Here is a 24,623-nt window from a genome sequence, read left to right on the forward strand (position 1 = left end):
ACCGCTTAACCTTATGCCTCTGGCGGTGGTTAACGTGTCGTCTCAGAGTCCAGAACTTCCAGGGACTAGCTCCGAGTCGACGTGATGCCCTGCCCTTTACGGGGCAGGGTTTTCTTTTGGCCCTTGAATAGCTGCCATAAGAATTCTCTCTGCATTCCTTGCAGGTTCTAAGGCTCCTTGCCCTGTATAGCTAAACGGTGTTTTGACGCCGTTAAACCGCCAACACAACTAAATAGGTCTTAGCTTTAAGGCTTGGTGACATACGGCGGTTAACGCATAGTAACAGCAAATATCAGCCAAAAAAGAGCCAGCAGAGCACAGCCCGCAAACACTCCCGACAAGCTGTAGTAGCAAACTAAAAATCCCATATTTAGTGTGATTCTTGGTGCTAAAACCCAATATGTAGGTGTTTATCGCGCTGGGGATACAAGATAGTGCGGTGTAGGGGTGAAGGCAAGCCGATAAATTATTCGCGCCTGTGGATAAGACTATGGGTTACTTTGGGGTAACTTTCGCAAGCCCCCGTAGTTGCTGGTGCTGTCCCTGATAAACCGTTCGTCGGTGTTGAACGTGCTTTTTCCGCCTGTTTTGCAAGTGTGGCCGGTCTCACTAGCAGAACTACTACATCTAGTGGTATGTCCGAGATGCAGCATGCGTATTGCTGTCTCTATGACCTTGATGTGGCCAACCGTTTTAACTCTGCGAGTAGCCCGCTGTGCTGCATTGGTCGTGGCACATTCTTATTGTCGAATAAGATCAGCAACTGGCCGAGTTGACCCGTAACTACCTACAGAGCAATGGACGACTATGCCTGCAAAACACGCTCTGTTTTCTCAGCGGGGGTTAGGTCAGAAACTCCAACTCGTCACGCAGGATAAGAACGCTGTCAGGTGCTTCTATGGCAATCCTGACTTTTCCCTCTCTGGTGACTTCGGAAATGGTGACGGTGATGCCCTTGCGGATCAGGTCACTAATGTTGTCTAGATGCTCGGGCTTGATGGTGAGTCGAAGCCCCTGTTCTGCCTTCCTTGTCAGCATGAGTCTACCCACGGTTCTCTCCTTGATTTGTGGTGATCAGGAAAGAGGTTAGCCGTATTCAGGCAGGACGCCAGAACCCCATATTCTTTACGCCGCTTTCTGCTGGTTAAACGAGTGGAACACGCTATCAGTGCGGCCATCAAACTCCAGCGTCGCCACATTAAACAGCTGGCACAGCGCCTGATTGAACGCCGGCGTGGCCTTGACCCAGCGACCATCCAAGTACAGCTCCGTATAACCATGCATGGCGAATACGTCACTGCGCAGCATTTCCAGCAGGCGCTCAGTCGCCAGATGGTTGCGCACATCGGCCAGGCCAATCCGTGCAGGGATACCACAATGCCGCGCGCAGGCGGCAAGCAAGGCGGCCTTGGGCACGCAGTAACTTTCCCGCGCCAGCAGTGCGCTGCTGGCTTTTAGAGTTTCAGGGTCACGACTGAACACATAGGGGTTGTAACGCACCTCATCGCGCACGGCGTAGTACAGGCTGACGGCCTGCTCGCGCGGGTCGCGACTGGCCCCACGGAACTTTTCTGCGAACTCCACCAGCGCTGGGTGGTCACTATCGATGAAGCGGCCGGGGTCGAGGTATTCACGCATCGGGGGTTTCTCCATGACTGAGGAACCAGTCTAGCGACGCGAGACCGGCCAATGTCACGACGATTCGGCCAAGCTCACCGCTCTTGTCGCCATCTATGGCGACTATGCTCATGATGGTGCTTGAACTACATCATCATCACGGAGGATTCTGCATGCTCGCTCTCTGGTTGCTCGCCCTGCTTATTGGCACGGCTTTTCTCGCTCACCGCCGCTGTGCGCCATTGCCTGCACTGGGCATAACGTCAGGTTTTCTGCTGGTGATGGGGCTCTTCAGCCACGCACCAACCTGGCTGATGGTTGTGTTGTGGCTGTTACTGCTCGCCGCCGCCGTACCCCTGCTGCTACCGCAGCAACGCCGCAGCCTACTCAGCGCGCCACTGTTCACGTGGTTCAAGCAAACCCTGCCGCCGATGTCGGCCACCGAACGCGACGCCATCGAAGCCGGTACGGTGTGGTGGGATGGCGAGCTGTTTAGCGGCCGCCCAGATTGGGACACCCTGCTCGCCTACCCCAAAGCGCAACTCACTGAAGAAGAACAGGCCTTTATCGACGGCCCGACCGAAGAACTCTGCGCCATGGTCAGTGACTGGCAGATCGGCCAGCAAATGGACCTACCTGCCGAGGCCTGGGCGCATATCAAGCAACACGGCTTTTTTGCCCTGATCATCCCTAAGCAATATGGCGGCAAAGGCTTCTCCGCCTACGCCCACTCGCAAGTGGCGATGAAATTGGCCACCCGTTCCGGCGACCTGGCCTCCACCGTGATGGTGCCCAATTCGCTCGGCCCAGCCGAACTGCTGCTGCACTACGGCACCGACGCCCAGCGTGACCACTACCTGCCGCGCCTAGCCAGCGGCGAAGACATCCCCTGCTTTGCCCTGACCGGCCCACTGGCAGGCTCCGACGCCGGTGCGATGCCGGACACCGGGATCATTTGCAAAGGCCAATGGCAAGGTGAGGAAGTCATCGGCCTGCGCCTGAATTGGGAAAAGCGCTACATCACCCTCGGCCCAGTCGCGACCCTGCTCGGCCTGGCATTCAAAGCCTATGACCCCGAGCACCTGCTGGGTGAAGAGGAAGACCTGGGCATCACCCTGGCCCTGGTGCCCACTGAAACGCCCGGCGTTGAGATCGGCCGTCGCCACCTGCCGCTCGGCGCCGCCTTTATGAATGGCCCGAACGCCGGCAAGGATGTATTTATCCCGCTGGATTACCTGATCGGTGGCCAGGAGATGCTCGGCAAGGGCTGGATGATGCTGATGAACTGCCTGTCCGTCGGCCGCTCCATCTCGCTCCCCGCAGTCGGTACCGGTGCGGCCAAGTTCACCAGCCTGACCACCGGCCAGTACAGCCAGATCCGCGAGCAGTTCAACGTGCCGCTGGCCGCCTTCGAAGGCATCCAGGAAGCATTGGCGCGTATCGGCGGTAACGCCTGGTTGATGGACAGCGCACGCATCCTCACCGCCAACGCGGTAGACCTTGGCGAGAAGCCCTCTGTGCTTTCGGCCATCCTCAAATACCACCTGACCGAACGCGGCCGCGAATGCATCAGCCACGCCATGGATGTGCACGGCGGTAAGGGCATCATCATGGGCCCGAACAACTACCTGGCGCGCTCCTGGCAAGGTGCGCCGATCTTTATCACCGTAGAGGGCGCGAATATTCTCTCGCGCAACTTGATGATCTTTGGCCAAGGCGCGATTCGCTGCCACCCCTACGTACTCAAGGAAATGGCCCTGGCCAACCATGAGGATCAAGATCAGGCCTTGCACGAGTTTGATGGTCTGCTGCTGCAACATATCGGCTTTGCCGTCAGCAACGCCGCCAGCAGCCTGCTACTCAGCCTGGGTTTTGGCGTCTTCAGCCAAGTGCCTGGGGATAGCGTCAGCCGCCCCTACTTCCGCGCACTCAATCGCCTGGCCGCATCGTTTGCCCTGCTCGCAGACACCAGCATGATGATCCTCGGCGGTGAACTAAAACGCCGCGAGCGCCTGTCTGCGCGCTTGGGTGATGTACTCAGTCACCTCTATATGGCTTCAGCAGCGCTCAAGCGCTACCACGACCTCGGCTACCCAGAGCATTCGCAACCGATGCTGCGCTGGGCCATGGAAGAAAGCCTGAGCAAGGCCGAACAGGCACTGGAAGCACTGCTCAGTAATTTCCCCAACAAGCTGCTCGGCTGCACGCTGCGCCTATTGGTATTGCCGCTGGGACGTCGCCACAAAGGCCCAAGTGACGAACTGGATGCGCAAGTCGCCGCCATTACCGGTCGCAACAGCGGTGACCCGGCACTCGAGGAATTGCTCGAAGGCTGCTATCGCCCACACGCCGAGCAGGACCCAGTGGGGGCTCTGCAATATGCGATGAACCTGCTGCAGGACACACAACCCCTGCAGAAGAAGCTGCACAAAGCCGTCAAGGCAGGCCAGGTGCAAGAGCAGCCCGGGCAAAGCCTGATTGATGCAGCGCTGGCCGCTGGCGTTCTCAGCCCAGAGGAGGCACACAGCCTGCAACAAGCAGAAGCGGCGCGCCGTGTGGTGATCGATGTCGATGACTTTGCCAAGGACGAGTTGACCCTCAGCCCTGGCAAGGTGCGCTAGGGATACACCTCAATCAGGACAGCGGGCGGCGCCGGGCTTATACTGCGCCGCCCGTTTTACCTACAGGATTGCCTCATGGCCAACGTTCACATCGACCACCACCTCGCCCTGCTCCAGCACCTGCGCACCATCCTGGTGGCCCTGGGCGAAGCCGAGCAAATTCTCGATGACAGCCACGCCATGTACCTAGAGCGCTACGATGAGTTGCTCAGCGATCTACCTGAAGACCCCGAAGCCAGCCTCTACCTCGGCCAGGACCTGATCAGCCAGATCTTCCAGCGCTACCCGCAAATCGCCCACTTGGTGCCCCGCGACCTGCTGTGGTTCTTTGGCGGTGACTGCTTGCACTTTATGCCAGATGAAGAAATCGAGATGTACCAGACGCTTGAAGAGCGCCGCTTCTACGCCGCAGAAAACGACGAGCCCTTCGACTGGAACCAGGAAAAGCAGTTGCTAGCGATGCCTGCCCAGGGCGGCACGCACTAAGCCGCTACCAGCAACAAAAAGCCCGTACGGCATCACCGGCGGGCTTTTTTATACGCAGCAAAAATAACAGACACAAAAAAGCCGCTCAGTGAGCGGCTTTTTCGTTTATTTGGAGCGGGAAACGAGACTCGAACTCGCGACCCCGACCTTGGCAAGGTCGTGCTCTACCAACTGAGCTATTCCCGCAATTACAGCATGTAGCAACAACAAAAATGGCGTCCCCTAGGGGACTCGAACCCCTGTTACCGCCGTGAAAGGGCGGTGTCCTAGGCCACTAGACGAAGGGGACCTGGAACTTTTCGAAACCCTGCCTGAGCAGAATTTCTTAATTTGGAGCGGGAAACGAGACTCGAACTCGCGACCCCGACCTTGGCAAGGTCGTGCTCTACCAACTGAGCTATTCCCGCATACAACTTGGTTTTAAGCAGCACACCTCTTAAAGAAGTGGCGTCCCCTAGGGGACTCGAACCCCTGTTACCGCCGTGAAAGGGCGGTGTCCTAGGCCACTAGACGAAGGGGACGCAGCCCGGAAACTACAACTTCTATCCGGCTTCTAAACGCTTTGCTGTTTGGCATTGCGCTATGAAGTGGCGCGCATTCTATTGAGCCTTTGCAGGCCCGTCAACCTCAATGTAAAAAATTTTATAAATCAAAGACTTCAGCTGCAAAAACACCGCTGCTCTATGAGCCTCACCGCTAAGGCACTACACTCGGCCAATACCGGTAATCGAGAGACTGCACCCATGTCCCCACTCGTGATTACCATATTGATTGTTTCTGGCATCGGTCTGTTGATCATCATTGCCTACATCAATCATATGGTCGAGAACAACAAACTGGAGAAGGCGCGCATCAAGGCCGACCTCAATGATCGCTTGCGCCGCAGCACCGACCTCGCTGAAACCCTCCCAGGCCAGCTGATGACGCCCGCACTGAAGTTACTGCTGAGCCGCCTGCAACTGCACTTCAGTGAACGCATGCTGCAGCTGGAGAAAGGCAATAGCACCCTCAAAGCGCGCACTGAAGAGCTGCGTAAGCTGATCGCCCAGGGCGAGTCGATTCCCGTCAACAACCCGCCGCAACCCATCATTAATGAAGCCAAGGCCAAGGATGTGCGTTTCCAGCTGGAGAACCTGCATGGCCAGCTCACCCGTTGCGCCAAAGACGGCATTATCCCCAGCAACGATGCTAAGCACTGGCTGAAAGAAGTACGGCACATGCTGACCCAGGTGCATATCGAGTTTTTTGGCAACCTTGGCCAACAAGCCTTGCAAAAGAACCAGCCCGGCCAGGCACGCCTAGCATTTGAGCGGGGCGTACAGTACCTGCGCAAACAACCTGACCCAGCCCCTTACCAAGCCACCCTGAAGAAATTCCAAGAACAGCTCGACCGCGCCAATGCCATGGTGCTGGAAACCAGCACACCTGCTGCCGAGCAGCCCAGCGAACTAGACGCCGGTTTGGAGTCGCTGGGCGAGAACGAATGGAAGAAGAACAACATCTACGATTAACCCACTCCGGCGCGCAGCCTGAGCGCTAACGCCCTGCTAACGAGAGCCACACATGAGCCTGACTGTTTACGGTGCCCCCCTGTCGCCCTACGTCCGCAAAGTCCGCCTGCTGCTCGCTGAAAAGGCCTTGGACTATCAACTTGAAATCGTCCTGCCGTTCGCTCAACCCGACTGGTTTAAAGACCTGAACCCACTGGCGCGCATTCCTGCACTCAAAGACGGCGAACAGACCCTCGCTGACTCCAGCGTCATTTGCCAATACCTCGACGAGAAACATCCAGAACGCCCAAGCCTGCTCGGGGAAAATGCCGCACAACGCGCCCAGGTACGCTGGCTGGAAAAATATGCCGATTACGAGCTGGCACCGCTATGCACCTTCACCGTATTTCGCAATCGGGTCTTGAAGCCAAGCATGGGCAAGAGCAGCGACGAGGCCGCCGTCCACAAAGCAATGCATGAGCAGCTCCCGCCTCATTTCGACTACCTAGAGAAAACCCTCGGGGCAGCCGAATACCTAGCCGGCGACAGCCTAACCCTGGCCGACCTGGCCCTCACCTGCCAACTCATTAACATGCAACACGGTGGTGAGCAGCTCGACGCCGAACGCTGGCCCAACCTGAGCGCGCATTACGCGCGAATCAAGGCGCGCGCCTCGGTGCAGGGCGTCTTGCCGAGCGAACAGAAGATGCTCGCCAAGATGACCGTAAAAGCCTAAACGCCAGCCTCAGACAGCAAAAAGCCCGGCCAAGCCGGGCTTTTTTACTTGCGCCGACTCAACAATCGGTGAGTTCGACAAATACCTCTGCCAAGCGCTCGATACCCGCCTGATCCGCCGCACTAAAGCGCGCCAGCGATGGGCTGTCGAGATCCAGCACAGCAAACAACCGCTCGCCCTTGAACAGCGGTACCACCAACTCGCTATTGGAGGCGCTGTCGCAGGCGATATGCCCGGCAAAGGCATGTACATCGTCGACCCGCTGCGTGTTCCCGCTCGCCGCTGCGACGCCGCAGACACCGCGACCAAAGGGGATCCGTACGCAAGCCACGTTACCCTGGAAAGGCCCGAGCACCAGTTCCTCGCCCCGCACCAGGTAGAAGCCGGCCCAATTCAGGTCGCCAATTTGCTGGAACAAAAACGCAGAAAATTGCGCCGCATTGGCAATAAAGTCACGCTCACCGGCCAGTAGAGCCTGTAGCTGCGCAGCAAGAAACGGGTAGTCATCGAGCCCCTGCTCGCTTGGTTGTAGCTCAATCATCAGTCTTACTCAGTAATTGCAGTCCTACCCAGTCACGGGCAAATTGATAAGCGCAGCGGCCGTTGCGGTTACCGCGGCCCAGTGCCCAGCGAATCGCTGCCTTCTCTAGCGCTTCATCCCACTGCCAGCTCAGGCCAGCATGGGCAGCGTGCACCTCAACCCAGTGGCGCACGACGTCAAGGAAGTGCTCCTGAGTAAATGGATAGAAGGACAGCCACAGCCCGAAGCGATCGGACAATGCGATCTTGTCCTCCACGGCCTCATTGGGGTGCAACTCGCCATCCACCCGCTGCCAGTTTTCGTTATCACTCTGGTTTTCCGGTACCAGATGCCGACGGTTGGAGGTCGCGTACAGCAACACATTGTCCGGCGCACGCTCCAGGGAGCCGTCGAGCACGGTTTTCAGCATGCGGTAATCGCCCTCACCCGCCTCGAATGACAGATCATCGCAGAACAGCACAAAACGCTGCGGCAACTCGCTCAACTGCTCGACGATACGCGGCAGGTCAGCCAGATGATCACGTTCGATCTCAATCAAGCGCAGCCCTGCTGCCGCATGCTCAGCCAACAGCGCGCGAACCAACGATGACTTGCCGGTGCCTCGGGCGCCCCAGAGCAACGCATGGTTGGCTGGTAGCCCCTGAATAAACTGCTGGGTGTTGCGCGCTAATTGAGCACGCTGGCGATCCACCCCGATCAAATCATCCAGGCGCACATCCAGATTGACCTTGAGCGGCGCTAGAAAGCCGCTGCGCCCGTCGTGCTGCCAACGTGCGGCCAAACTCTGCTGCCAATCGATCACCGGCCGCTGCGCCGGCAATATAGGCTCCAGCCGCGCCAACACCGCATCGGCGCGCACTAAAAAATCACTTAATCGCGAATCCACAACACACTCCTGGGTTTTCGAGCGGCTTAACCACTGCCGACTGGCAAAGCAGATGGGCTATGCTTGGCAAGCAACTCAACACGAGACAACCGGCTCATATGGATATAGCGCTAACCCAACGCCTGTCATTCAAACAGGCCGGCTTGACCGTGTTGGTAGCCTTTATCCTCGGCACGACGCTCAGCTTGTTCCAAGTGGGTATCGATTATGCCAGCGAAGACGCCTCCATCAACCGCGAGATTAATGCGCTGATGGAAATCAGCCATAACCCAGCGGCACGCATCGCCTACAACATAGACGCCGAGCTGGCCCAAGAGCTGGTGCTGGGCCTGCTGCGCTCACCCGCGGTAATCAGCGCGCAAATCATCGACAACAACCAACTGACCCTAGCCCGCGTCAGCCGGCCTGCGATGGAAAGCCGCTACCGGGTACTCAGTGACTTTATCTTCGGCCCACGCCGACACTTCGAGACGGCGCTATTCGTCAGCCACTCGCCCACCGAGGCGCTGGGGATACTGAGCCTTGAAGTGGACACCTATGCATTCGGCAGCCACTTCCTGCGCCGCTCACTGCTGACTCTGCTTACCGGGTTCGCCCGCAGCCTGCTGCTGTCACTGATCCTCCTGGTGCTGTTCTATTTCATGCTGACCAAGCCGCTGACCGGTTTTATCCGCGCACTCAGCGAGCGTGACTTGCGCAGCCCCCATCACAGCAAACTGCCCTACCCACCCGGCCACGAGCGCGATGAAATTGGCGTACTGGTCGACGTAACCAATCGGCAACTGGCTAGCATCGCCAGCGAAATAGAACAACGTCAACACGCCGAAGACCGCCTGACCCGCTACCTGGCAGAGCTGGAAGACACGGTCTCGGCGCGCACCAAGCAGCTGGAAGACGCCAACAGACGCCTGCTCGACTCCAATAGCGAGCTCGAAGCAGCCAAACGTACGGCACTGGACATGGCGCAGGCGCGCTCGGCCTTCCTGGCCAATATGAGCCATGAGATTCGCACCCCACTCAACGGCCTATTGGGCATGCTAGCGCTGTCTCTGGATGGCCCACTGAACAACGAACAGCGTCAGCAGCTGACGATCGCCCACAACTCCGGCAAGGTGCTGGTCGAGTTGCTCAACGACATTCTCGATCTGTCGAAATTTGAGGCTGGCCAGCTGGAGCTCGAACACATTCCCTTTGATCTCGGCAGCATGGTCGAAGAAACCGCCAACCTGCTTTCGCAGAATGCCGCGCCGGGTGTTGAGCTGACCTGCCTGATCGACCCCAAACTGCCTAACCAGGTATTGGGCGACCCGACCCGGGTTAGGCAGATCGTCAGCAACTTGCTCTCCAACGCCCTGAAATTTACCCGTTTTGGCCGCGTCGACATTAGCGTCAAGGCGCAGGCCGACGGCGTAAGGATCATTGTGCGCGACACCGGCATCGGTATCGCCGAAGACGCCCAGACTCGGATCTTCCATCCGTTTGCCCAGGCCGAAGTAGGCATCACTCGACAATTTGGTGGCACCGGCCTCGGCCTGGCCCTGACACGTCGCCTGTGCGAAGCCATGCACGGCCGCCTCAGCCTGGAAACCCAGGAAGGCTTTGGCAGTACGTTCTGCGTCGAGCTGCCGCTGCCCACCCAAAGCAGCACCGTCACGCTACCAAAACTGCACGGACGCATTCTCGGGCTCAGCCCAGCCAGCTCCGGACTCAGCGAGCAACTGGCAAGCGTGTTGCCCAGCTGGGGGCTGCAGTATCAACATCTGGACGCCGACGCCGCCTTGGACAGGCTTGATGCTGACCTGTTTATCAGCGATTGCCCGCAGCGCCTGAGTGAGCTGCGCGCACACTCCAGCCTGCCGATTCTGCTGGTCAGCGCCTATGGCAACTTTCTCAGTAACGAACAGGTGGCCGCACTCGCCCCCATCGAACAGCTCGCGCGCCCCTTGTCACGCCAGGCACTGCTGCAGGCCTTACTTCGTACGCTCGGGCAAGGCGAAGCGCATACCCGCGAACAACCCAGCGAGCCGCATCGCAACCACCAGGCCCGCGTATTGCTGGTGGAAGATAACCCGGTCAATCAACTGGTGGCCAAGGGCATGCTGGGCAAACTGGGTTACGACGTACTGCTGGCCCATCATGGCGCAGAAGCCCTGAGCCTATTGGAAACCCAGACGGTCGATTTGATCCTGATGGACTGCAACATGCCGGTTATGGATGGCTATGAAACCACCCGCAGGATTCGCCAGAAAGCCGAACTCACGGACCTGCCCATCATCGCCCTGACGGCTAACGCACTGTCCGATGAGCGCGAGCGTTGCCGCGCGGCTGGCATGGACGACTACCTGGCCAAACCCTTCCGCAAAGATGAGTTAGCAGCCCTGCTCGATCAGTGGTTAAGCGCCATAAACTGATCGAGCAACACACCCACCTGGCTACGCAGCGCGGCGAGCGCATCAAGGTCGACGCCACGCTCGCACAGCAGCTGGCTTTTCAGCGGCAGCACCTGCTCACGCAAGCTGCAGCCGGCGGGCGTCAACGCCAGGTGCACCTCACGCTCATCACTGACCGAACGCTTGCGTTGCACCAAGCCTTGCAGCTCCAGGCGCTTGAGCAGCGGCGTGAGCGTGCCAGAGTCAAGCAGCAGGCGCTCACCCAGCGCCTTGACCGTTGGCAACGCGGGTGGCTGCTGCTGCCATTCCCACAACACCAGCATGGCCAAATACTGCGGATAGGTCAGGCCGAGCTGGTCGAGCATCGGTTTGTAGGCGCGAATCACCGCCCGCGACGCCGCGTAGAGCTTGAAGCACAGCTGGTTATCCAACTGCAAGCCTTCCTCTGCGTGCAGGCTGAGCGATGTCATTTCAGCAGCGCCTCGATCTCGGCAGTTAGGTCTTCAGGCTTGGTGGTGGGGCAAAGCGCTTGATCACTTGACCGTCGGCACTCAACAGGAACTTGGTGAAGTTCCATTTGATGCCCTGGCTGCCGAGCAGTCCCGGGGCACTCTTCTTCAGGTTGACGAACAAGGGGTGGGCATCACTGCCATTGACGTCGACCTTTTTGAACAGCGGGAAGCTCACACCGAAGTTCAGCTCGCAGAACTCGCTGATTGCGCCCTCATCGCCCGGCTCCTGCTTGCCGAACTGGTTGCAGGGGAAGCCCAGCACCACCAAACCCTGATCCTTGTACTGCTGCCAAACATTTTCCAGGCCCTTGTACTGCGGGGTGAAACCGCACTTGCTGGCGGTATTGACCACCAGCACGGCCTTGCCGCCGAAATCAGCCAGGGTCTTTTGCTCGCCTTTGATGGTGGTAACGGGAATATCGAAGAGTGCGTTGCTCATGCGGGTCGTCCTGATGAGTGGGTGTGCAAGCAAGGTAGCGAGCAATTAGATTGCATGCAATTTAATTGCTCAAAATAAGGCCCGCTGATAGCGGGCCATAGCTGCATCGTTTATCTGCAGGATGATCAGGCGTCGGTATTAGCGACCAGTTTGAGCGATGCCGAATTGATGCAATAGCGCAGCCCCGTAGGTGCCGGCCCATCCGGGAAAACATGCCCGAGGTGCGCATCGCACTTGGCACACTTGACCTCAATGCGGTGCATGCCGTGATTGAAATCATCCAGGCTTGTGATCGCTTCACTGCTGACCGGCTGAAAATAACTGGGCCAACCGCTGCCAGAGTCGTATTTGGCATCCGAATCAAACAGTTCAGCCTGGCAGCAGGCGCAGTGGTAAATACCCGGCACCTTGCTGTCATGGTACTGGCCGCTAAAGGCGCGCTCAGTGCCGCCTAGGCGGCAGACGTGAAACTGCTCTTCGGAAAGCGTTTCACGCCAGTCTTCCAGGGGTTTTTCTAGCTTGTCCACAGCAGCTCTCCTCAATAGAAAATCGCCGGGAGCGATTTTTAACGTCGTATCACAACGGCCAAAGGCAGGCCGTCATGGCTCAAAGGCCATAAAAAAGCCCGACCAGTACCTTTGCCAAGGTCGGGCTGGCACGTATCATTCGACCCCAGTCTGTCACCGGCGTTACAGCCTGCCAAGGCGCATCAAATCGCGTCTTTTTTGCAGGGTAATTCAGAGGGTCTTTACAAAACTAACGAGCGATGGCGAGGCAAGGCGAAAGCAGCCGAAAAAGCGGAGTGTACAAGCTGTACATGAGCATTTTGAGACGACGCGTCCCGGGCTGATTTCAACGCTGCATAGCCGAGCGCAGTAATTTGTAAACACCCTCTCAGCGGCGTTCCACCATTCGGGATCACTTAATATGCAGTTCAGCAAATCCAACAAGCTCGCCAACGTCTGCTACGACATCCGCGGGCCGGTGCTCAAGCACGCCAAACGCCTGGAGGAGGAAGGCCATCGCATCCTCAAGCTGAACATCGGTAACCCGGCGCCGTTCGGTTTCGAAGCGCCTGAGGAAATCTTGCAGGACGTAATCCGCAACCTGCCGACCGCGCAAGGCTACAGCGACTCCAAAGGCCTGTTCAGTGCGCGCAAGGCGGTGATGCAGTACTACCAGCAAAAACAGGTAGAAGGCGTTGGCATCGAGGACATCTACCTCGGCAACGGCGTCTCTGAGCTGATCGTCATGGCCATGCAGGCGCTGCTGAACAACGGCGACGAGGTGCTGATCCCGGCACCGGATTACCCGCTGTGGACCGCCGCCGTGGCCCTGGCTGGCGGCAAGCCGGTGCATTACCTATGCGACGAACAAGCGGGCTGGTTCCCCGACATCGCCGACATGAAGACCAAGATCACCCCGAACACCAAGGCTCTGGTGCTGATCAACCCGAACAACCCCACCGGCGCGGTGTACTCCAAAGAAGTGCTGATGGACATCGTCGAACTGGCGCGCCAGCACAACCTGGTGCTCTTCTCCGACGAGATCTACGACAAGATCCTCTACGATGAAGCCCAGCACATCTCCACCGCCTCGCTGGCCCCAGACGTGCTCTGCCTGACCTTCAACGGCTTGTCGAAGTCCTACCGCGTAGCCGGCTTCCGCTCTGGCTGGGTGGCGATCTCCGGGCCTAAGCACCGCGCACAGAGCTACATCGAAGGCATCGACATCCTCGCCAACATGCGCCTGTGCGCCAACGTGCCGAGCCAGCATGCGATCCAGACCGCTCTGGGCGGCTACCAGAGCATCAACGACCTGGTACTGCCACAAGGCCGCCTGCTGGAGCAGCGCAACCGCACCTGGGAACTGCTCAACGACATCCCAGGCGTCAGCTGCGTCAAACCGATGGGCGCGCTGTATGCCTTCCCGAAGATTGACCCAAAAATCTGCCCGATCCATAACGATGAGAAATTCGTTCTCGACCTGCTGCTCTCGGAAAAACTGCTAATCGTCCAAGGCACCGCGTTCAACTGGCCGTGGCCGGATCACTTCCGCGTAGTGACCCTGCCGCGCGTGGACGAGCTGGAAATGGCCATTGGCCGGATCGGCAACTTCCTTAAAACCTACCAGCAGTAAGCCCATGGACCTGCAGATCGACGACTTTTACAAGGATGCTGCCGCAGGCATGCTGACTCTGTACCAGGCGTTTCCGAGCAAAGCCGCGCTGTATGTCGAAGACCTGATCGGCCGTGAAGAACCCGACGAATTCGGCCTGCCCACACCGCGCCATCAAAGCTGCCTGGGCGCGCTGCTGTGGTTGGCTGAAGAAGGCTACATCCGCTTCGACTCAACCATTGGCTACGATGCCTTGGACCAGGCCGTACTCAGCGAAAAGGGCTTTTTACGCCTAACACGCGGCGTGCCCCATGCACTGCCAGCAGGCGACGCTCTGCCACCGAGCGTGCGCCGCGTGCATGCCACACTGGCGTTTCAACTGCGTGAAGCGCTGGAGCAACGCCACGGCGAACGCGTCGCCCGCCTCACCCGCCTGCTGTTCGAAAGCACGCTTAACGGCGCAAGCGACATAGTTTGAAATAGTCGCTGGGTTGAAGTGGCAGGGGGCGCGCCCTTATATAGCCGACATAACTAATTAGCAGGTCGTTGAAAAACCAGGCAAAGCAGCCAAAACAAGGTTTTCCAGCGGCCCAATAGGTATTTCCCGTGAGGAGTCTCAATACACCATGATGCGCATTATGCTGTTCCTGGCCACCAACATTGCGGTGTTGATCATTGCCAGTATCACCTTGAAATTACTCGGGGTTGACCGCTTTACCGGGCAGAATTACGGCAGCTTGCTGATTTTCTGCGGTGTATTCGGTTTTGCCGGCTCGTTGGTTTCGCTCTTCCTGTCCAAATGGATGGCGAAGATGAGCACCAAGACCGAAATCATCACCCAACCACGTACCCGTCATGAACAATGGCTGTTGCAGACCGTGGAAGAGCTGTCCCGCGAAGCCGGGATCAAGATGCCGGAAGTCGGCATTTTCCCTGCCTTCGAATCCAACGCCTTTGCCACCGGCTGGAACAAGAATGATGCGCTGGTAGCGGTCAGCCAAGGCCTACTGGAGCGCTTCTCGCCCGACGAAGTGCGCGCCGTACTGGCCCACGAAATTGGTCACGTAGCCAACGGTGACATGGTCACCCTGGCGTTGATCCAGGGCGTGGTGAACACCTTTGTGATGTTCTTTGCACGGATCTTCGGCAATTTCGTCGATAAAGTGATCCTGAAAAACGAAGACGACGGCCCGGGCATTGGCTACTTCGTCGCGACCATCTTCGCTGAACTGGTACTCGGCATTCTGGCCAGCATCATCGTCATGTGGTTCTCGCGTAAGCGCGAATTCAAGGCTGACGACGCCGGCGCACGCCTGGCTGGCACTGGCGCAATGATCGCCGCCCTGCAGCGCCTGCGCGCCGAACAGGAAGTGCCGGTCAATATGCCGAACAGCATGATGGCCTTTGGCATCAACGGTGGCCTCAAGCACGGCCTGGCGGGCCTGCTGATGACCCACCCGCCGCTGGAAGACCGCATCGAAGCCCTGCGCCAGCGCGGCTAAGTTCAGCAGCAATGAAAAAGGCGACCCTCGGGTCGCCTTTTTTAATGACTCATCGCCCCTTACGGCAGCTCGTGCAGCTAAAGCGAACTTTACCCAGCACCCCGAGTCGGACTTTAAACAAGGTAACCCCAAAGATTGGTCAGACCTAGGTTGGCACCCAGGTCAAAATAACGGGAGAAAACCACATGAAATACGACTGGGATCTTATCGAACGCCTACTGCATGAAGTACAAAACTCTGCCAATGAGCCTTTTGTCCCACGCATGTATGCCGAAGACTTAGCCACTGAGTCCGATCAAGCCGGACATCCTGTAGCGGATCTGGATGAGTTCAAAGTAGAGGCCACGAAGTACGAAGCACAATTACTCAAGGCTGGCTTCATCGCCTCGCGTCCGGAGAGTGAAGGCGGTAACGGCGAAAACTTTGTACTGACCGACCGCGGCCTACAACTCCTGAGCATGATCGACAGCAGCTTCCCCGGCGAGCAACATCCTCGCGAGGTGCTCAACAGCCATGGCTTGGCGGCATTGACGCCGGAGGTATTCGACACAATCGCTGTCGATACCGTCTGACTTGATGGCAGTCGCTGAGCCGCCAGCAAAGCGACTCAGCTGCGCCTTAGGCACACGGTTTACTGGCGCGACAGTCGATACACCCGCTCATCTAAGCGCTCCAAGCCGCGCTTGAGAAACCTCCAGTTCTCGCCCAGCACATCGGCGCTGGCTAAGCTCTGCAGCTGCCAATTGGCCGCAAACAAGCGTTGCACCTCGTCATCCGCCACCGCAAAGGGCGGGCCATCCATGTGCGCCTGATCATAGTCCAGCGTGACCAACAGGCCCTGACAGCCGGCGGGGAGGATTTGCGTCAAGTGCGTCACATAGCGCTCGCGCATCGGTTCAGGCAGGGCGATTAATGCGGCGCGATCGTAAAGGGCAGCGCAGCCAGCAAGCTGCTGCGCCGTCAGAGCAAAGAAATCACCACAATAAATCTCCACATTACCGGCTTGGTAATGCCTGAAGCCCCCCACTTCACTCACCACGGGCTGCAGCTCATGCTCCGCGAAGAAGTCCTCGACCGCACGCTGCGCCAGCTCAACCCCCGTAACCTGATAACCCTGCCCGGCCAACCAGGCCAAATCCAGGCTCTTGCCACACAACGGCACCAGCACCCGAGCGCCCTCAACCAAACCCAGCGCCGACCAATAACGCTGCAGATAGGGATTGACCTCAGATAAGTGGAAGCCGATTTCACTGCGCGACCAACGCGCCTGCCAGAACTCTGCGTGCATACCGCCCCCTATAAGTATTCAACGGTTGATCCTGCCGCAAAGCGACCAAAAAGACCAAGCGGCAAACAGCGCACCCGGGTGTTATTAAGGCAGCCAAAGCCAGACAAAACCCTTAAAACACCATTCACGGGCAAAACCGCACAGGACCTAACCAGCCACTCGCGGCACAGCTGATGGTCAGCCAGACACTAAAATCCATAGGCATAAAAAAGCCCCGCACTAGGCGGGGCTTTTTAAATCAACGAAGCATTAATCTTCGCGATAACGACGCAGCTTGAGCGGCTTGCCACCGACACGCGTGTCTTTCAGCTTGCCCAGCAGACGATCGAGACCTTCTTCCGGCAACTCGACCAAGCTGAAGCTCTCGCGCACCTGAATGCGGCCGATGTCTTCACGGGCCAAGTCGCCTTCATTAAGGATGGCACCGAGCAGGTTCTTCGCGGCGATACCGTCGCGCGCACCCAGCGCAGTACGGCAACGCGCTTTGCCTTCACTCAACGGTACTGGGGCACGACGCTCACGGCCGCCTTCGCGCTCAGGACGATCACCACCACGGTCACTGCGCTCGCTGCGCTCACGTGGAGCGCCACCGCTACCTGGTACCAACGGCTGATCACGCTGAACTTCAGCCAAGGTCAGCGCCTGACCGTTTGTAGCCTTGCGCAGCAGGGCCGCGGCCAGCGCACGCGGGCTGCAACCGATGTCGGCAGTCAGGCGATCCAACAGGTCACCGTGGCTAGCTTCAGCATCAGCCACTAACGGCGCGAGGCTATTAGTCAGCTTCTTGATGCGGGCGTCCAGCACTTGCTGGGCGTCCGGCAACTTGACTTCACCGACCTTCTGGCCAGTTACACGCTCAATTACCTGCAGCATGCGGCGCTCACGTGGAGTCACCAGCAGCAGCGCACGACCGGTACGGCCAGCACGGCCAGTACGGCCGATACGGTGCACATAGGACTCTGGGTCGTACGGCATGTCCACGTTCATCACGTGAGTGATGCGCGGCACGTCGAGGCCACGAGCAGCAACGTCGGTGGCAATCACGATGTCCAGACGGCCATCTTTCAGCGACTCGATAACACGCTCACGCTGGTTCTGCGCGATGTCGCCGTTCAGGGCAGCAGCCTTGTAACCCTTGGCTTCCAGCGCTGCTGCCAGATCCAGGGTGGCTTGCTTGGTGCGCACAAAACCGATCAGCGCGTCGAATTCTTCGACTTCCAGCAGACGCAGTACGGCAGCGTGCTTCTGGTCGGCGTGAACCATCAGATGCACCTGCTCAATGGCAGTTACGGTCTGAGTTTTGGTTTCGATCTTGACGTGCTTAGGGTCACGCAGGTGCTTTTCAGCGATGGCACGGATCGAGTGCGGCAGCGTAGCGGAGAACAGCACGCTCTGACGGCTTTCCGGCATGGCCTTGAAGATGACTTCGAGGTCATCCATAAAGCCCAGCTTGAGCATCTCATCGGCTTCGTCGAGAACCAAGTGCTGAATAGTCGACAGCACTTTCTCGTCACGACGCAGGTGGTCAACCAGACGACCCGGTGTGGCGACAACGATCTGTGCGCCATTACGGATAGCTTTCAGCTGCGGGCCCATCGGTGCACCGCCGTAAACGGCGATGACATTAACGCCTGGCATTTGCTTGGCGTAGGTTTCAAACGCAGTGGCAACCTGCAAGGCCAGCTCACGGGTCGGCGCGAGGATCAGCGCTTGTGGCTGACGCTTGGCCGGGTCGATACGGCTGAGGATTGGCAGGGCGAAGGCAGCAGTTTTACCGGTACCAGTCTGCGCCTGGCCGATCATGTCGTGGCCGGCGAGGATTACTGGAATCGCTTGAATCTGAATAGCCGAAGGCTCTTCATAGCCAGTAGCAATTACAGCAGCGAGAACATTGGGATGTAGATCGAGAGCGGCGAAGCCGCCGATTTCCTGGGTCATGGGTCTGCCTCTAGTGCATCCGCAAAGACCCATATTCCAAAGCTACGCATGCCGTGTAAGACCCGAAGGTCACCCTGGCAGCCATGTCGGCGGGGATTTGCGAAAACGTGTGATAAATGAATCGTCAAGGATAGTCCGCAAAACGGACTAACTGCCGAAGTTAACCTCCGGGCGAGCTGTACTACCTGAACGTGGCCAAGAATTGACCGGCGCGTACTATACCGGAAAACCTGGCCGATGTGCCTGTTTTTCATCAGCCCAACCATAAAAAAAGCATACATAACGCCTATAACGTGCCATTCAGCCATCCTCTGATAGCCTCAAACAGCAACGCTGCAACAACCTCAAGCATCAGCCCACTCACCCTGCGCACAAGGACTCCCGATCATGACTTCAAGCACCGGCGGCCGTGTCAGCCGTGAAAAACGCGGCCAAATCATGTTGATTGGCCTGGACCGAGCGAGCAAACGTAATGCCTTTGACCTGCCCATGCTCGACGACATGTGCCGGGCTTATGGTGAGTTCGAGCGCGATAGCGAGGCGCGGGTAGCGCTGGTCTTTGCCCACGGCGAGCACTTCACCGCCGGTCTGGACCTGGCCAATGTGGCGGCGCAGTTTGCCGCCGGCTGGAAGATCCCTGAAGGCGGCTGCGACCCTTGGGGCGTGTTCGGCGGGCCACGGGTGAGCAAACCGGTGATCGTCGCCGCGCAAGGCTACTGCTTCACCATCGGCATCGAGCTGATGCTGGCCTCGGACATTAACCTGTGCGCGAGCAACACCCGCTTTGCGCAAATGGAAGTGCAACGCGGCATCTTCCCGTTTGGTGGTGCGACCCTGCGCATGCACCAAACAGCTGGCTGGGGTAACGCGATGCGTTGGCTGCTGACGGGTGATGAATTCGATGCCCATGAAGCCTATCGGCTAGGGCTGATTCAAGAGGTGGTGGCCAGTGAGGAATTGCTGCCCAAAGCGTTAGGGCTCGCCGAACGCATTGCCGCTCAAGCACCGCTGGGCGTGCAAGCCACTCTGGCGTCAGCACGCCAGGCGGTGGTTGAAGGTCCGGCCGCCGCGACCGCCAGCTTGCACCCGACTGTGACTCGGCTGATGGCCAGCGAGGATGCCCAGGAAGGCGTAAACGCCATGCTGGAGCGCCGCCCGGGCGACTTTAAGGGGCGCTAACCCAGGTATCCACTGGTCCGATCAGGTCGCAGGACGCACGGCCTTAATCAACGATTCCAGCGAATAACCAAACTGCGGCGCCAGCAATGCATTGCGGCGCAGCAACTCGCCAACGTCTATCTGCTGATCAATATCGGCCGGCACCAGCAACACCACGTTGCCCTCCTTCACCGGGCACTCCCAGTAATGCCGATGATAGAGGCCGCGCAGCAGCGGTGCGCCCAACGGCTTACCGTCGTTGCCAGCCCACTGATTGATGATCAGCCAACCACCGGGGTTGAGTTGCTTCTGGCAGTTTTCCAGAAAACGCCAAGCCAAATGCCCAGTCGCCGGACCGTGATCTGTATACAGGTCGACGAACAGCAGGTCGGTCTTTTCCGCGCTTTCCAGCAATTCCAGGGCATCACCAATGCGAATCGTCAGCCGCGGATCGTCCTCCAGGCCCATGTGCTCCATGGCCAGGCGCGGCACATCGGCGCGCAGCTCAATCACCTCAACATCATCCAGCGGCAAAAACTTCAGGCACGCCTGGGTCAGGTTGCCGGCACCCAGACCAAGAAACAGCGCAGTTTCCGGATGCTCATGGCACAACGCGCCGAGCAGCATCGCGCGGGTGTAGTCGTACTCCAGCCAGCTTGGGTCGGGCATGTAGACGCAGCTCTGCTCGATCGCCTCACCGAACTCAAGAAAACGGTAAGCGCCCATTTCGACCACTTGAATAACCCCAAAGGCGTCGTGTACTTCGGCGATCAACAACGGGTCGGGCATCTGACCAACCGGGGGTAAACCTGGCATCCACCACTCTCCACCGTGACATCCCCGACCATTTCGGCCAGAGGAAAGGCGCTAATTGTCATTGAGGTGCACCGCCTGGGTCACGCAATAATTAACCACCTTGCAGTTCAGTGCCGTAGACGCTGAACAACTACAACTATAAGAAAGCATTGAGGTTTGCCATGTACGCCATTATTGGTGCCGGTCCCATGGGGCTGTGCACAGCCCGTCAACTGGACAAACACGGCATCGACTTTGTCGGTTTCGAGCTGCACGCGGATGTCGGCGGCCTGTGGGATATCGATAACCCACACAGCACCATGTACGACTCAGCGCACCTGATTTCCTCCAAGGGCACCACCCAGTTCAGCGAATTTCCGATGCGCGATGAGGTGGCGGCTTACCCTCACCACCATGAAATGCGCCGTTACTTCCGCGACTATGCCGAGCACTTCGGCCTGTATGCGCATTACCAATTCAACACCCGTGTGGTCGACATTCAGCGCCTGGACAAGGGCTGGAAGCTGATAAGCGAGCAGGCTGGCGTGCAACGTGAATGGCGATTTGACGGCGTATTAATCGCCAACGGCACCCTACACACGCCCAACCAGCCGGCCCTACCCGGCGAGTTTACGGGCGAGTTGATGCACTCCAGCGCCTACCGCTCGGCCGCTGCGTTCGAGGGTAAGCGCGTGCTGGTGATCGGCTGCGGCAATTCCGCCTGCGACATTGCTGTGGACGCCGTGCACCGCGCGGCCTCGGTGGACCTGTCGGTGCGGCGCGGTTATTACTTCCTACCCAAGTTCACCCTCGGCCGGCCCACCGACACCCTGGGTGGCGCGATCAAGCTGCCACGACCGCTCAAACAATTTCTCGACGGCCTGCTGGTGCGTGCACTCGTCGGCAAACCGTCGCAGTTCGGTTTGCCCGACCCCGATTACAAACTCTATGAGTCACACCCGGTGATGAACTCATTGGTGCTGCACTACCTCGGTCATGGCGATATCAAGGCGCGCCGCGACATCGCCAAGATCGAAGGCCTGCAGGTGACGTTCAGCGATGGTGAACAGGCCGAGTACGACCTGATCCTGCAAGGTACCGGTTATAAACTCGACTACCCCTTTATCGACCGCGCGCACCTCAACTGGCCCACTCACGCCGGCGCGCCGCAGCTGTATCTCAATGTCTTCCACCCGGAATACGACGACCTGTTCATGATGGGAATGGTCGAGGCGTCCGGCCTGGGCTGGCAGGGCCGCGACGAGCAGGCCGAACTGGTGGCGCTGTATATCAAAAACCTGCACGCCGACACGGCTGCCGCCAAAGACCTTCAGACGGTCAAACGTGAGCGGGCGAGCATTCGCCTGGATGGCGGTTACCAGTACCTGCAACTGGAGCGCATGGCCTACTACGTGCACAAAGACAGCTATCGGCAGCGCATCGCGCAGCACAGCCAACGTTTGCGCTCGGGCCTAGCCGCTGCGCCTGCCGCCAGCCGCGTCACGGCAGGGAGCGTGTAATGGAAGCGGTGCATATTCAGTTCGACCCCAGCAGCCTGGTGCTGATCAATATCATCGTCGCAGTGATGATGTTCGGCGTTTCCCTCGACCTGAGGGGTGAGGATTTCAAACGCATTCTGCTCGCGCCCAAAGCGCCGGTGATTGGCCTGATAGCCCAGTTTCTGCTGCTGCCAGCACTCACCTGCCTGGCGTGCTGGGCGCTGCGCATCGATCCGCAACTGGCGCTGGGCATGACCTTGATTGCGGCCTGCCCCGGCGGCAGCTTCTCCAACATCATGACCTGGATGGCGCGCGGCAGCGTCGCCGTGTCGGTGAGCATGACCGCCGTGTCCAGCGTGGCGGCCAGTGTGCTGACCCCGCTCAACTTCGGCCTGTACGCCTGGCTCAACCCTTACACCCGACCGCTGCTAAGCGAAATCGCCATGGACCCACTAAGCCTGCTGCTGATGGTGATTCTTGTACTCGGCGTGCCACTGGCGCTGGGCATGCTGATCGGTCGACGCTTCCCCGGTTTGTCACGCAAGGTGGAAAAGCCCCTGCGCGTGTTCGCCCTCGCGGTGATGCTGGGCTTTGTCGCCCTCGCCTTCGGCAAAAACGTCGAGCAATTCTTAAGTCACTTCCATTTGTTCTTCTGGCTGGTGGTCGCGCACAACGCCATGGCCTTAAGCATTGGCTACGGCTGCGCCCGATTAAGCCGCCTGCCAGAGGCTGAACGCCGCGCCATCACCCTCGAAGTGGGCATCCAGAACTCGGCACTGGGCCTGGTGATCATCTTTACCTTCTTCCCGCAGGTCACCGGCATGCTGTTGATTGCCGCTTTCTGGGGCTGCTGGCACTTGGTCTCGGGCATGGCACTGGCCTATTTCTGGTCACGCAAGCCGCCGCATGAAGATGCGCCGTCCAGTCCGATTCTGGCGACACTCGGAGAAAAATAATGCCCACCATCTTGATCACCGGAGCCGCCAGCGGCCTCGGCTGGCAGCTTGCGCGCGCCTATCACGGCCAGGGCTGCAATCTGCTGCTCACCGATATCAACGCAGGCGGCCTGAGCGCAAGGGTCAATGAGCTCGGCGCAGAGCGGGTAATCGGGCTGGCTGGCGACATCACCGATCAGCTCCTGCACCAGCAGTTGCTGCAAGCCTGTGTTGAGCGCTTCGGCGGCCTCGATGTGCTGATCAATAACGCCGGTATCACCCACCGCTCGCCGGCCATGCAGACAGACCCGGCGGTGCTGCGCAAGGTCATGGCTGTCGATTACCAAGCCCCCGTAGAGCTGACGCTGAGTGCCCTGACGCTGCTGCACCAGAGCCGTGGGCAGATCATCGCCATCGGTTCCATGGCCGGCTGGATGCCGGTGCTCGGTCGCGCCGGTTATTGCGCCGCGAAAAGCGCCCTCGGTCAGTTCTTTGAAGTGCTGCGTGCCGAGGCCACGCGCGATGGCATCCGCATGTTGCTGGTTTACCCAAGCTTTCTCGACACGCCCATTGACCAGAACGCCCTCGGTGGTAATGGTCTGCCGGCGCAACACGGCCGCTCGACTATCGGCAACGTGCGTGGCGCCGACTGGATGGCTGCACAGATCATCCAGGCACAACAGCAAGGTCGTCAGCGCCTGTTCCCGGATCGCGGCAGTTGGCTGGCCAGCCTGCTCTGGCGCATCGCGCCGGGGTTTTACTACAACAAGATGAGCGCGCGTTTCGCCGCGGAGATGGACTGATGGAATTGGCCTGGCTGGCGCTGGCGGGTTTTATCCTACTGGCCTACACCCTGGAGGCGATCACCGGCTTCGGCAGCATCGTCATCGCCCTGTCGCTGGGCGCCTTGCTGCTAACCATCGACCAGTTGCTACCCGTGCTGGTGCCGCTGAATATCTGCATGACCGGCTACCTGGCCTGGCGGCACCGGCAGATGATCGACCGCCGCCTGTTACTGGGCATGATCCTGCCCGGCATGCTGCTCGGCACGGTTATCGGCTATGCCCTGCTGCCCTTTCTGGACGCCGCATTGGCCAAGCGCCTGTTTGGCGCTCTGGTGCTGTGGTTTGCCGCCCGCGAGTTGTGGCGTTTGCGTCATGCTGCCGCGCAACCCGTCCGCCCACTGTGGCTCAGCCGCCTGCTCAGCCTGTGCGCCGGAATCAGTCATGGCCTGTTTGCCTCAGGCGGGCCGTTGCTGGTGTTCGCCCTGGCCGGCACCCAGCTGAACAAGGCACGCCTGCGCGCCACCCTGGTCACGGTGTGGTTCACCCTCAACAGCCTGCTGACCATCGCCTTCCTGCTTGATGGCCGCCTGCTTCCCGCGCTGCCGCAAGTGGCGTGCTACGCACCACTGCTGCTGGTAGGCGTATGGCTTGGCGAACGCCTGCACCAACGCTTCAACGAACAACACTTCCGCATCGCCATTTACCTGTTGCTGCTGGTTACCGGCTGCCTGCTGCTTGTAGTCCATTGAGAAATGTTGGCGAGGCAGCCAGCGCAAGGCGCTACGTTAGTAACAGCCTCCGGCTGGTCAAAACAGGCGAAAAAGCGGAGTTCACGAGCTGTAAATGAGCATTTTGAGCCTGTTTTTAACGCCGCGATGGCAACGCAG

General features: G+C 58.9%; 22 protein-coding genes, 4 tRNA genes and 2 pseudogenes. 14 read left to right on the forward strand and 14 right to left on the reverse strand.

Annotated elements, in window-relative coordinates; genetic code table 11:
• Window positions 1-843: 843 nt before the first annotated feature.
• Both ACEPAJ_RS13780 and ACEPAJ_RS13785 read right to left on the reverse strand, forming a co-directional pair.
• The gene (locus ACEPAJ_RS13780; RefSeq protein ID WP_425915415.1) at window positions 844-1,050 is read right to left on the reverse strand and encodes a carbon storage regulator; all 207 of its coding nucleotides are present in this window, start codon (window positions 1,048-1,050) and stop codon (window positions 844-846) included.
• Between the two features lie 87 nt (window positions 1,051-1,137).
• A pseudogene (locus tag ACEPAJ_RS13785) lies at window positions 1,138-1,638 on the reverse strand (transglutaminase-like domain-containing protein); the annotation flags it as partial.
• Window positions 1,639-1,790: 152 nt separating this feature from the next.
• Between ACEPAJ_RS13785 and ACEPAJ_RS13790 the strand changes: the two are divergent.
• Together ACEPAJ_RS13790 and ACEPAJ_RS13795 are read left to right on the forward strand one after the other, a co-directional pair.
• On the forward strand, window positions 1,791-4,238 hold the full coding sequence (locus tag ACEPAJ_RS13790; protein WP_425915417.1) for an acyl-CoA dehydrogenase: 2,448 nt from the start codon (window positions 1,791-1,793) through the stop codon (window positions 4,236-4,238).
• A gap of 75 nt (window positions 4,239-4,313) precedes the next feature.
• Window positions 4,314-4,724: a PA2817 family protein gene (locus ACEPAJ_RS13795; RefSeq protein ID WP_322950016.1), complete on the forward strand. Its 411-nt coding sequence runs from the start codon at window positions 4,314-4,316 to the stop codon at window positions 4,722-4,724.
• Between the two features lie 110 nt (window positions 4,725-4,834).
• Here ACEPAJ_RS13795 and ACEPAJ_RS13800 read toward each other — a convergent pair.
• The 4 genes from ACEPAJ_RS13800 to ACEPAJ_RS13815 all read right to left on the reverse strand — a co-directional run bounded on the left by ACEPAJ_RS13800 (window position 4,835) and on the right by ACEPAJ_RS13815 (window position 5,245).
• A tRNA-Gly gene (locus tag ACEPAJ_RS13800) sits at window positions 4,835-4,910 on the reverse strand.
• Between the two features lie 27 nt (window positions 4,911-4,937).
• A tRNA-Glu gene (locus tag ACEPAJ_RS13805) sits at window positions 4,938-5,013 on the reverse strand.
• Window positions 5,014-5,055: 42 nt separating this feature from the next.
• Window positions 5,056-5,131 (reverse strand) — tRNA-Gly (locus ACEPAJ_RS13810).
• Window positions 5,132-5,169: 38 nt separating this feature from the next.
• Window positions 5,170-5,245: transfer RNA gene (locus tag ACEPAJ_RS13815), tRNA-Glu, on the reverse strand.
• A gap of 222 nt (window positions 5,246-5,467) precedes the next feature.
• On the opposite strand from ACEPAJ_RS13815, the gene ACEPAJ_RS13820 reads away from it, so the two are divergent.
• On the forward strand, window positions 5,468-6,235 hold the full coding sequence (locus tag ACEPAJ_RS13820) for a hypothetical protein (RefSeq protein ID WP_274089523.1): 768 nt from the start codon (window positions 5,468-5,470) through the stop codon (window positions 6,233-6,235).
• Window positions 6,236-6,287: 52 nt separating this feature from the next.
• The gene (locus ACEPAJ_RS13825) at window positions 6,288-6,950 is read left to right on the forward strand and encodes a glutathione S-transferase family protein (protein WP_322950013.1); all 663 of its coding nucleotides are present in this window, start codon (window positions 6,288-6,290) and stop codon (window positions 6,948-6,950) included.
• A 58-nt stretch (window positions 6,951-7,008) separates the two neighbouring features.
• Here the strand turns inward: ACEPAJ_RS13825 and ACEPAJ_RS13830 are convergent, their stop codons facing one another.
• Window positions 7,009-7,491: a GAF domain-containing protein gene (locus tag ACEPAJ_RS13830; RefSeq protein WP_322950010.1), complete on the reverse strand. Its 483-nt coding sequence runs from the start codon at window positions 7,489-7,491 to the stop codon at window positions 7,009-7,011.
• The gene (locus tag ACEPAJ_RS13835) at window positions 7,484-8,377 is read right to left on the reverse strand and encodes an ATP-binding protein (RefSeq protein ID WP_425915420.1); all 894 of its coding nucleotides are present in this window, start codon (window positions 8,375-8,377) and stop codon (window positions 7,484-7,486) included. The genes ACEPAJ_RS13830 and ACEPAJ_RS13835 overlap by 8 nt, the downstream gene beginning before the upstream one ends.
• A 98-nt stretch (window positions 8,378-8,475) precedes the next feature.
• On the opposite strand from ACEPAJ_RS13835, the gene ACEPAJ_RS13840 reads away from it, so the two are divergent.
• Window positions 8,476-10,788, forward strand: a complete 2,313-nt coding sequence (locus ACEPAJ_RS13840; RefSeq protein WP_425915422.1) for a response regulator — start codon at window positions 8,476-8,478, stop codon at window positions 10,786-10,788.
• Here the strand turns inward: ACEPAJ_RS13840 and ACEPAJ_RS13845 are convergent.
• From ACEPAJ_RS13845 to msrB, 3 genes and pseudogenes are all read right to left on the reverse strand, one after another.
• Complete coding sequence (locus ACEPAJ_RS13845; RefSeq protein WP_425915424.1) at window positions 10,764-11,237, reverse strand: MarR family winged helix-turn-helix transcriptional regulator; 474 nt, start codon at window positions 11,235-11,237, stop codon at window positions 10,764-10,766. The genes ACEPAJ_RS13840 and ACEPAJ_RS13845 overlap by 25 nt on opposite strands.
• Window positions 11,234-11,718, reverse strand: a pseudogene (locus ACEPAJ_RS13850) (glutathione peroxidase). Before ACEPAJ_RS13850 ends, ACEPAJ_RS13845 begins: the two are co-directional and overlap by 4 nt.
• Window positions 11,719-11,843: 125 nt before the next feature.
• Window positions 11,844-12,245, reverse strand: a complete 402-nt coding sequence (msrB, locus tag ACEPAJ_RS13855) for a peptide-methionine (R)-S-oxide reductase MsrB (protein WP_425915426.1) — start codon at window positions 12,243-12,245, stop codon at window positions 11,844-11,846.
• Between the two features lie 400 nt (window positions 12,246-12,645).
• Here msrB and ACEPAJ_RS13860 point away from each other — a divergent pair, with 400 nt between their 5' ends.
• The 4 genes from ACEPAJ_RS13860 to ACEPAJ_RS13875 all read left to right on the forward strand — a co-directional run bounded on the left by ACEPAJ_RS13860 (window position 12,646) and on the right by ACEPAJ_RS13875 (window position 15,910).
• Window positions 12,646-13,857: a pyridoxal phosphate-dependent aminotransferase gene (locus ACEPAJ_RS13860; protein ID WP_425915428.1), complete on the forward strand. Its 1,212-nt coding sequence runs from the start codon at window positions 12,646-12,648 to the stop codon at window positions 13,855-13,857.
• A gap of 4 nt (window positions 13,858-13,861) precedes the next feature.
• A complete protein-coding gene (locus ACEPAJ_RS13865) occupies window positions 13,862-14,314 on the forward strand; it encodes a hypothetical protein (RefSeq protein ID WP_274089514.1) in 453 nt (150 codons plus the stop codon).
• Between the two features lie 148 nt (window positions 14,315-14,462).
• A complete protein-coding gene (gene htpX, locus ACEPAJ_RS13870) occupies window positions 14,463-15,338 on the forward strand; it encodes a protease HtpX (protein WP_425915430.1) in 876 nt (291 codons plus the stop codon).
• A 185-nt stretch (window positions 15,339-15,523) separates the two neighbouring features.
• Window positions 15,524-15,910: a transcriptional regulator gene (locus ACEPAJ_RS13875; RefSeq protein ID WP_425915432.1), complete on the forward strand. Its 387-nt coding sequence runs from the start codon at window positions 15,524-15,526 to the stop codon at window positions 15,908-15,910.
• A gap of 59 nt (window positions 15,911-15,969) precedes the next feature.
• Here the strand turns inward: ACEPAJ_RS13875 and ACEPAJ_RS13880 are convergent, their stop codons facing one another.
• Together ACEPAJ_RS13880 and ACEPAJ_RS13885 are read right to left on the reverse strand one after the other, a co-directional pair.
• A complete protein-coding gene (locus ACEPAJ_RS13880) occupies window positions 15,970-16,626 on the reverse strand; it encodes a thiopurine S-methyltransferase (RefSeq protein WP_425915434.1) in 657 nt (218 codons plus the stop codon).
• A 249-nt stretch (window positions 16,627-16,875) separates the two neighbouring features.
• Window positions 16,876-18,597, reverse strand: coding sequence for a DEAD/DEAH box helicase (locus ACEPAJ_RS13885; RefSeq protein ID WP_425915436.1), 1,722 nt, complete (start codon window positions 18,595-18,597; stop codon window positions 16,876-16,878).
• A gap of 354 nt (window positions 18,598-18,951) precedes the next feature.
• On the opposite strand from ACEPAJ_RS13885, the gene ACEPAJ_RS13890 reads away from it, so the two are divergent.
• On the forward strand, window positions 18,952-19,743 hold the full coding sequence (locus ACEPAJ_RS13890) for a crotonase/enoyl-CoA hydratase family protein (RefSeq protein ID WP_425915438.1): 792 nt from the start codon (window positions 18,952-18,954) through the stop codon (window positions 19,741-19,743).
• 21 nt (window positions 19,744-19,764) lie between these two features.
• Here ACEPAJ_RS13890 and ACEPAJ_RS13895 read toward each other — a convergent pair whose 3' ends face one another.
• Window positions 19,765-20,538 carry a spermidine synthase gene (locus tag ACEPAJ_RS13895; protein WP_425915440.1) on the reverse strand — a complete coding sequence of 258 codons (774 nt, stop codon included), beginning with the start codon at window positions 20,536-20,538 and terminating at the stop codon, window positions 19,765-19,767.
• A 161-nt stretch (window positions 20,539-20,699) separates the two neighbouring features.
• On the opposite strand from ACEPAJ_RS13895, the gene ACEPAJ_RS13900 reads away from it, so the two are divergent.
• Genes ACEPAJ_RS13900 through ACEPAJ_RS13915 form a run of 4 tightly spaced genes read left to right on the forward strand, consistent with a single transcriptional unit; the run spans window position 20,700 to window position 24,485 of the window.
• Entirely contained in the window at window positions 20,700-22,037 is a 1,338-nt protein-coding gene (locus ACEPAJ_RS13900) for a flavin-containing monooxygenase (protein ID WP_425915441.1), read from the forward strand.
• On the forward strand, window positions 22,037-22,972 hold the full coding sequence (locus ACEPAJ_RS13905) for a bile acid:sodium symporter family protein (RefSeq protein WP_425915443.1): 936 nt from the start codon (window positions 22,037-22,039) through the stop codon (window positions 22,970-22,972). The genes ACEPAJ_RS13900 and ACEPAJ_RS13905 overlap by 1 nt, the downstream gene beginning before the upstream one ends.
• Window positions 22,972-23,754, forward strand: a complete 783-nt coding sequence (locus ACEPAJ_RS13910) for an SDR family NAD(P)-dependent oxidoreductase (protein ID WP_425915444.1) — start codon at window positions 22,972-22,974, stop codon at window positions 23,752-23,754. Before ACEPAJ_RS13905 ends, ACEPAJ_RS13910 begins: the two co-directional genes overlap by 1 nt.
• The gene (locus ACEPAJ_RS13915; protein WP_425915446.1) at window positions 23,754-24,485 is read left to right on the forward strand and encodes a sulfite exporter TauE/SafE family protein; all 732 of its coding nucleotides are present in this window, start codon (window positions 23,754-23,756) and stop codon (window positions 24,483-24,485) included. Before ACEPAJ_RS13910 ends, ACEPAJ_RS13915 begins: the two co-directional genes overlap by 1 nt.
• The last annotated feature ends 138 nt before the right edge of the window (window positions 24,486-24,623 follow it).

Source organism: Pseudomonas sp. GWSMS-1, assembly GCF_049847425.1.
Lineage (GTDB): Bacteria > Pseudomonadota > Gammaproteobacteria > Pseudomonadales > Pseudomonadaceae > Aquipseudomonas.

Bases quoted from the DNA above. Each gene is read 5' to 3' on its own strand.
- ACEPAJ_RS13860 (WP_425915428.1), top strand. From the start codon at position 12,646: ATGCAGTTCAGCAAATCCAACAAGCTCGCCAACGTCTGCTACGACATC.
- htpX (WP_425915430.1), top strand. From the start codon at position 14,463: ATGATGCGCATTATGCTGTTCCTGGCCACCAACATTGCGGTGTTGATC.
- ACEPAJ_RS13895 (WP_425915440.1), bottom strand. From the start codon at position 20,538: ATGCCAGGTTTACCCCCGGTTGGTCAGATGCCCGACCCGTTGTTGATC.
- ACEPAJ_RS13865 (WP_274089514.1), top strand. From the start codon at position 13,862: ATGGACCTGCAGATCGACGACTTTTACAAGGATGCTGCCGCAGGCATG.
- ACEPAJ_RS13885 (WP_425915436.1), bottom strand. From the start codon at position 18,597: ATGGGTCTTTGCGGATGCACTAGAGGCAGACCCATGACCCAGGAAATC.
- ACEPAJ_RS13790 (WP_425915417.1), top strand. From the start codon at position 1,791: ATGCTCGCTCTCTGGTTGCTCGCCCTGCTTATTGGCACGGCTTTTCTC.
- ACEPAJ_RS13900 (WP_425915441.1), top strand. From the start codon at position 20,700: ATGTACGCCATTATTGGTGCCGGTCCCATGGGGCTGTGCACAGCCCGT.
- ACEPAJ_RS13840 (WP_425915422.1), top strand. From the start codon at position 8,476: ATGGATATAGCGCTAACCCAACGCCTGTCATTCAAACAGGCCGGCTTG.
- ACEPAJ_RS13875 (WP_425915432.1), top strand. From the start codon at position 15,524: ATGAAATACGACTGGGATCTTATCGAACGCCTACTGCATGAAGTACAA.
- ACEPAJ_RS13825 (WP_322950013.1), top strand. From the start codon at position 6,288: ATGAGCCTGACTGTTTACGGTGCCCCCCTGTCGCCCTACGTCCGCAAA.
- ACEPAJ_RS13890 (WP_425915438.1), top strand. From the start codon at position 18,952: ATGACTTCAAGCACCGGCGGCCGTGTCAGCCGTGAAAAACGCGGCCAA.
- ACEPAJ_RS13830 (WP_322950010.1), bottom strand. From the start codon at position 7,491: ATGATTGAGCTACAACCAAGCGAGCAGGGGCTCGATGACTACCCGTTT.
- ACEPAJ_RS13905 (WP_425915443.1), top strand. From the start codon at position 22,037: ATGGAAGCGGTGCATATTCAGTTCGACCCCAGCAGCCTGGTGCTGATC.
- ACEPAJ_RS13820 (WP_274089523.1), top strand. From the start codon at position 5,468: ATGTCCCCACTCGTGATTACCATATTGATTGTTTCTGGCATCGGTCTG.
- ACEPAJ_RS13845 (WP_425915424.1), bottom strand. From the start codon at position 11,237: ATGACATCGCTCAGCCTGCACGCAGAGGAAGGCTTGCAGTTGGATAAC.
- ACEPAJ_RS13910 (WP_425915444.1), top strand. From the start codon at position 22,972: ATGCCCACCATCTTGATCACCGGAGCCGCCAGCGGCCTCGGCTGGCAG.
- ACEPAJ_RS13880 (WP_425915434.1), bottom strand. From the start codon at position 16,626: ATGCACGCAGAGTTCTGGCAGGCGCGTTGGTCGCGCAGTGAAATCGGC.
- ACEPAJ_RS13915 (WP_425915446.1), top strand. From the start codon at position 23,754: ATGGAATTGGCCTGGCTGGCGCTGGCGGGTTTTATCCTACTGGCCTAC.
- ACEPAJ_RS13795 (WP_322950016.1), top strand. From the start codon at position 4,314: ATGGCCAACGTTCACATCGACCACCACCTCGCCCTGCTCCAGCACCTG.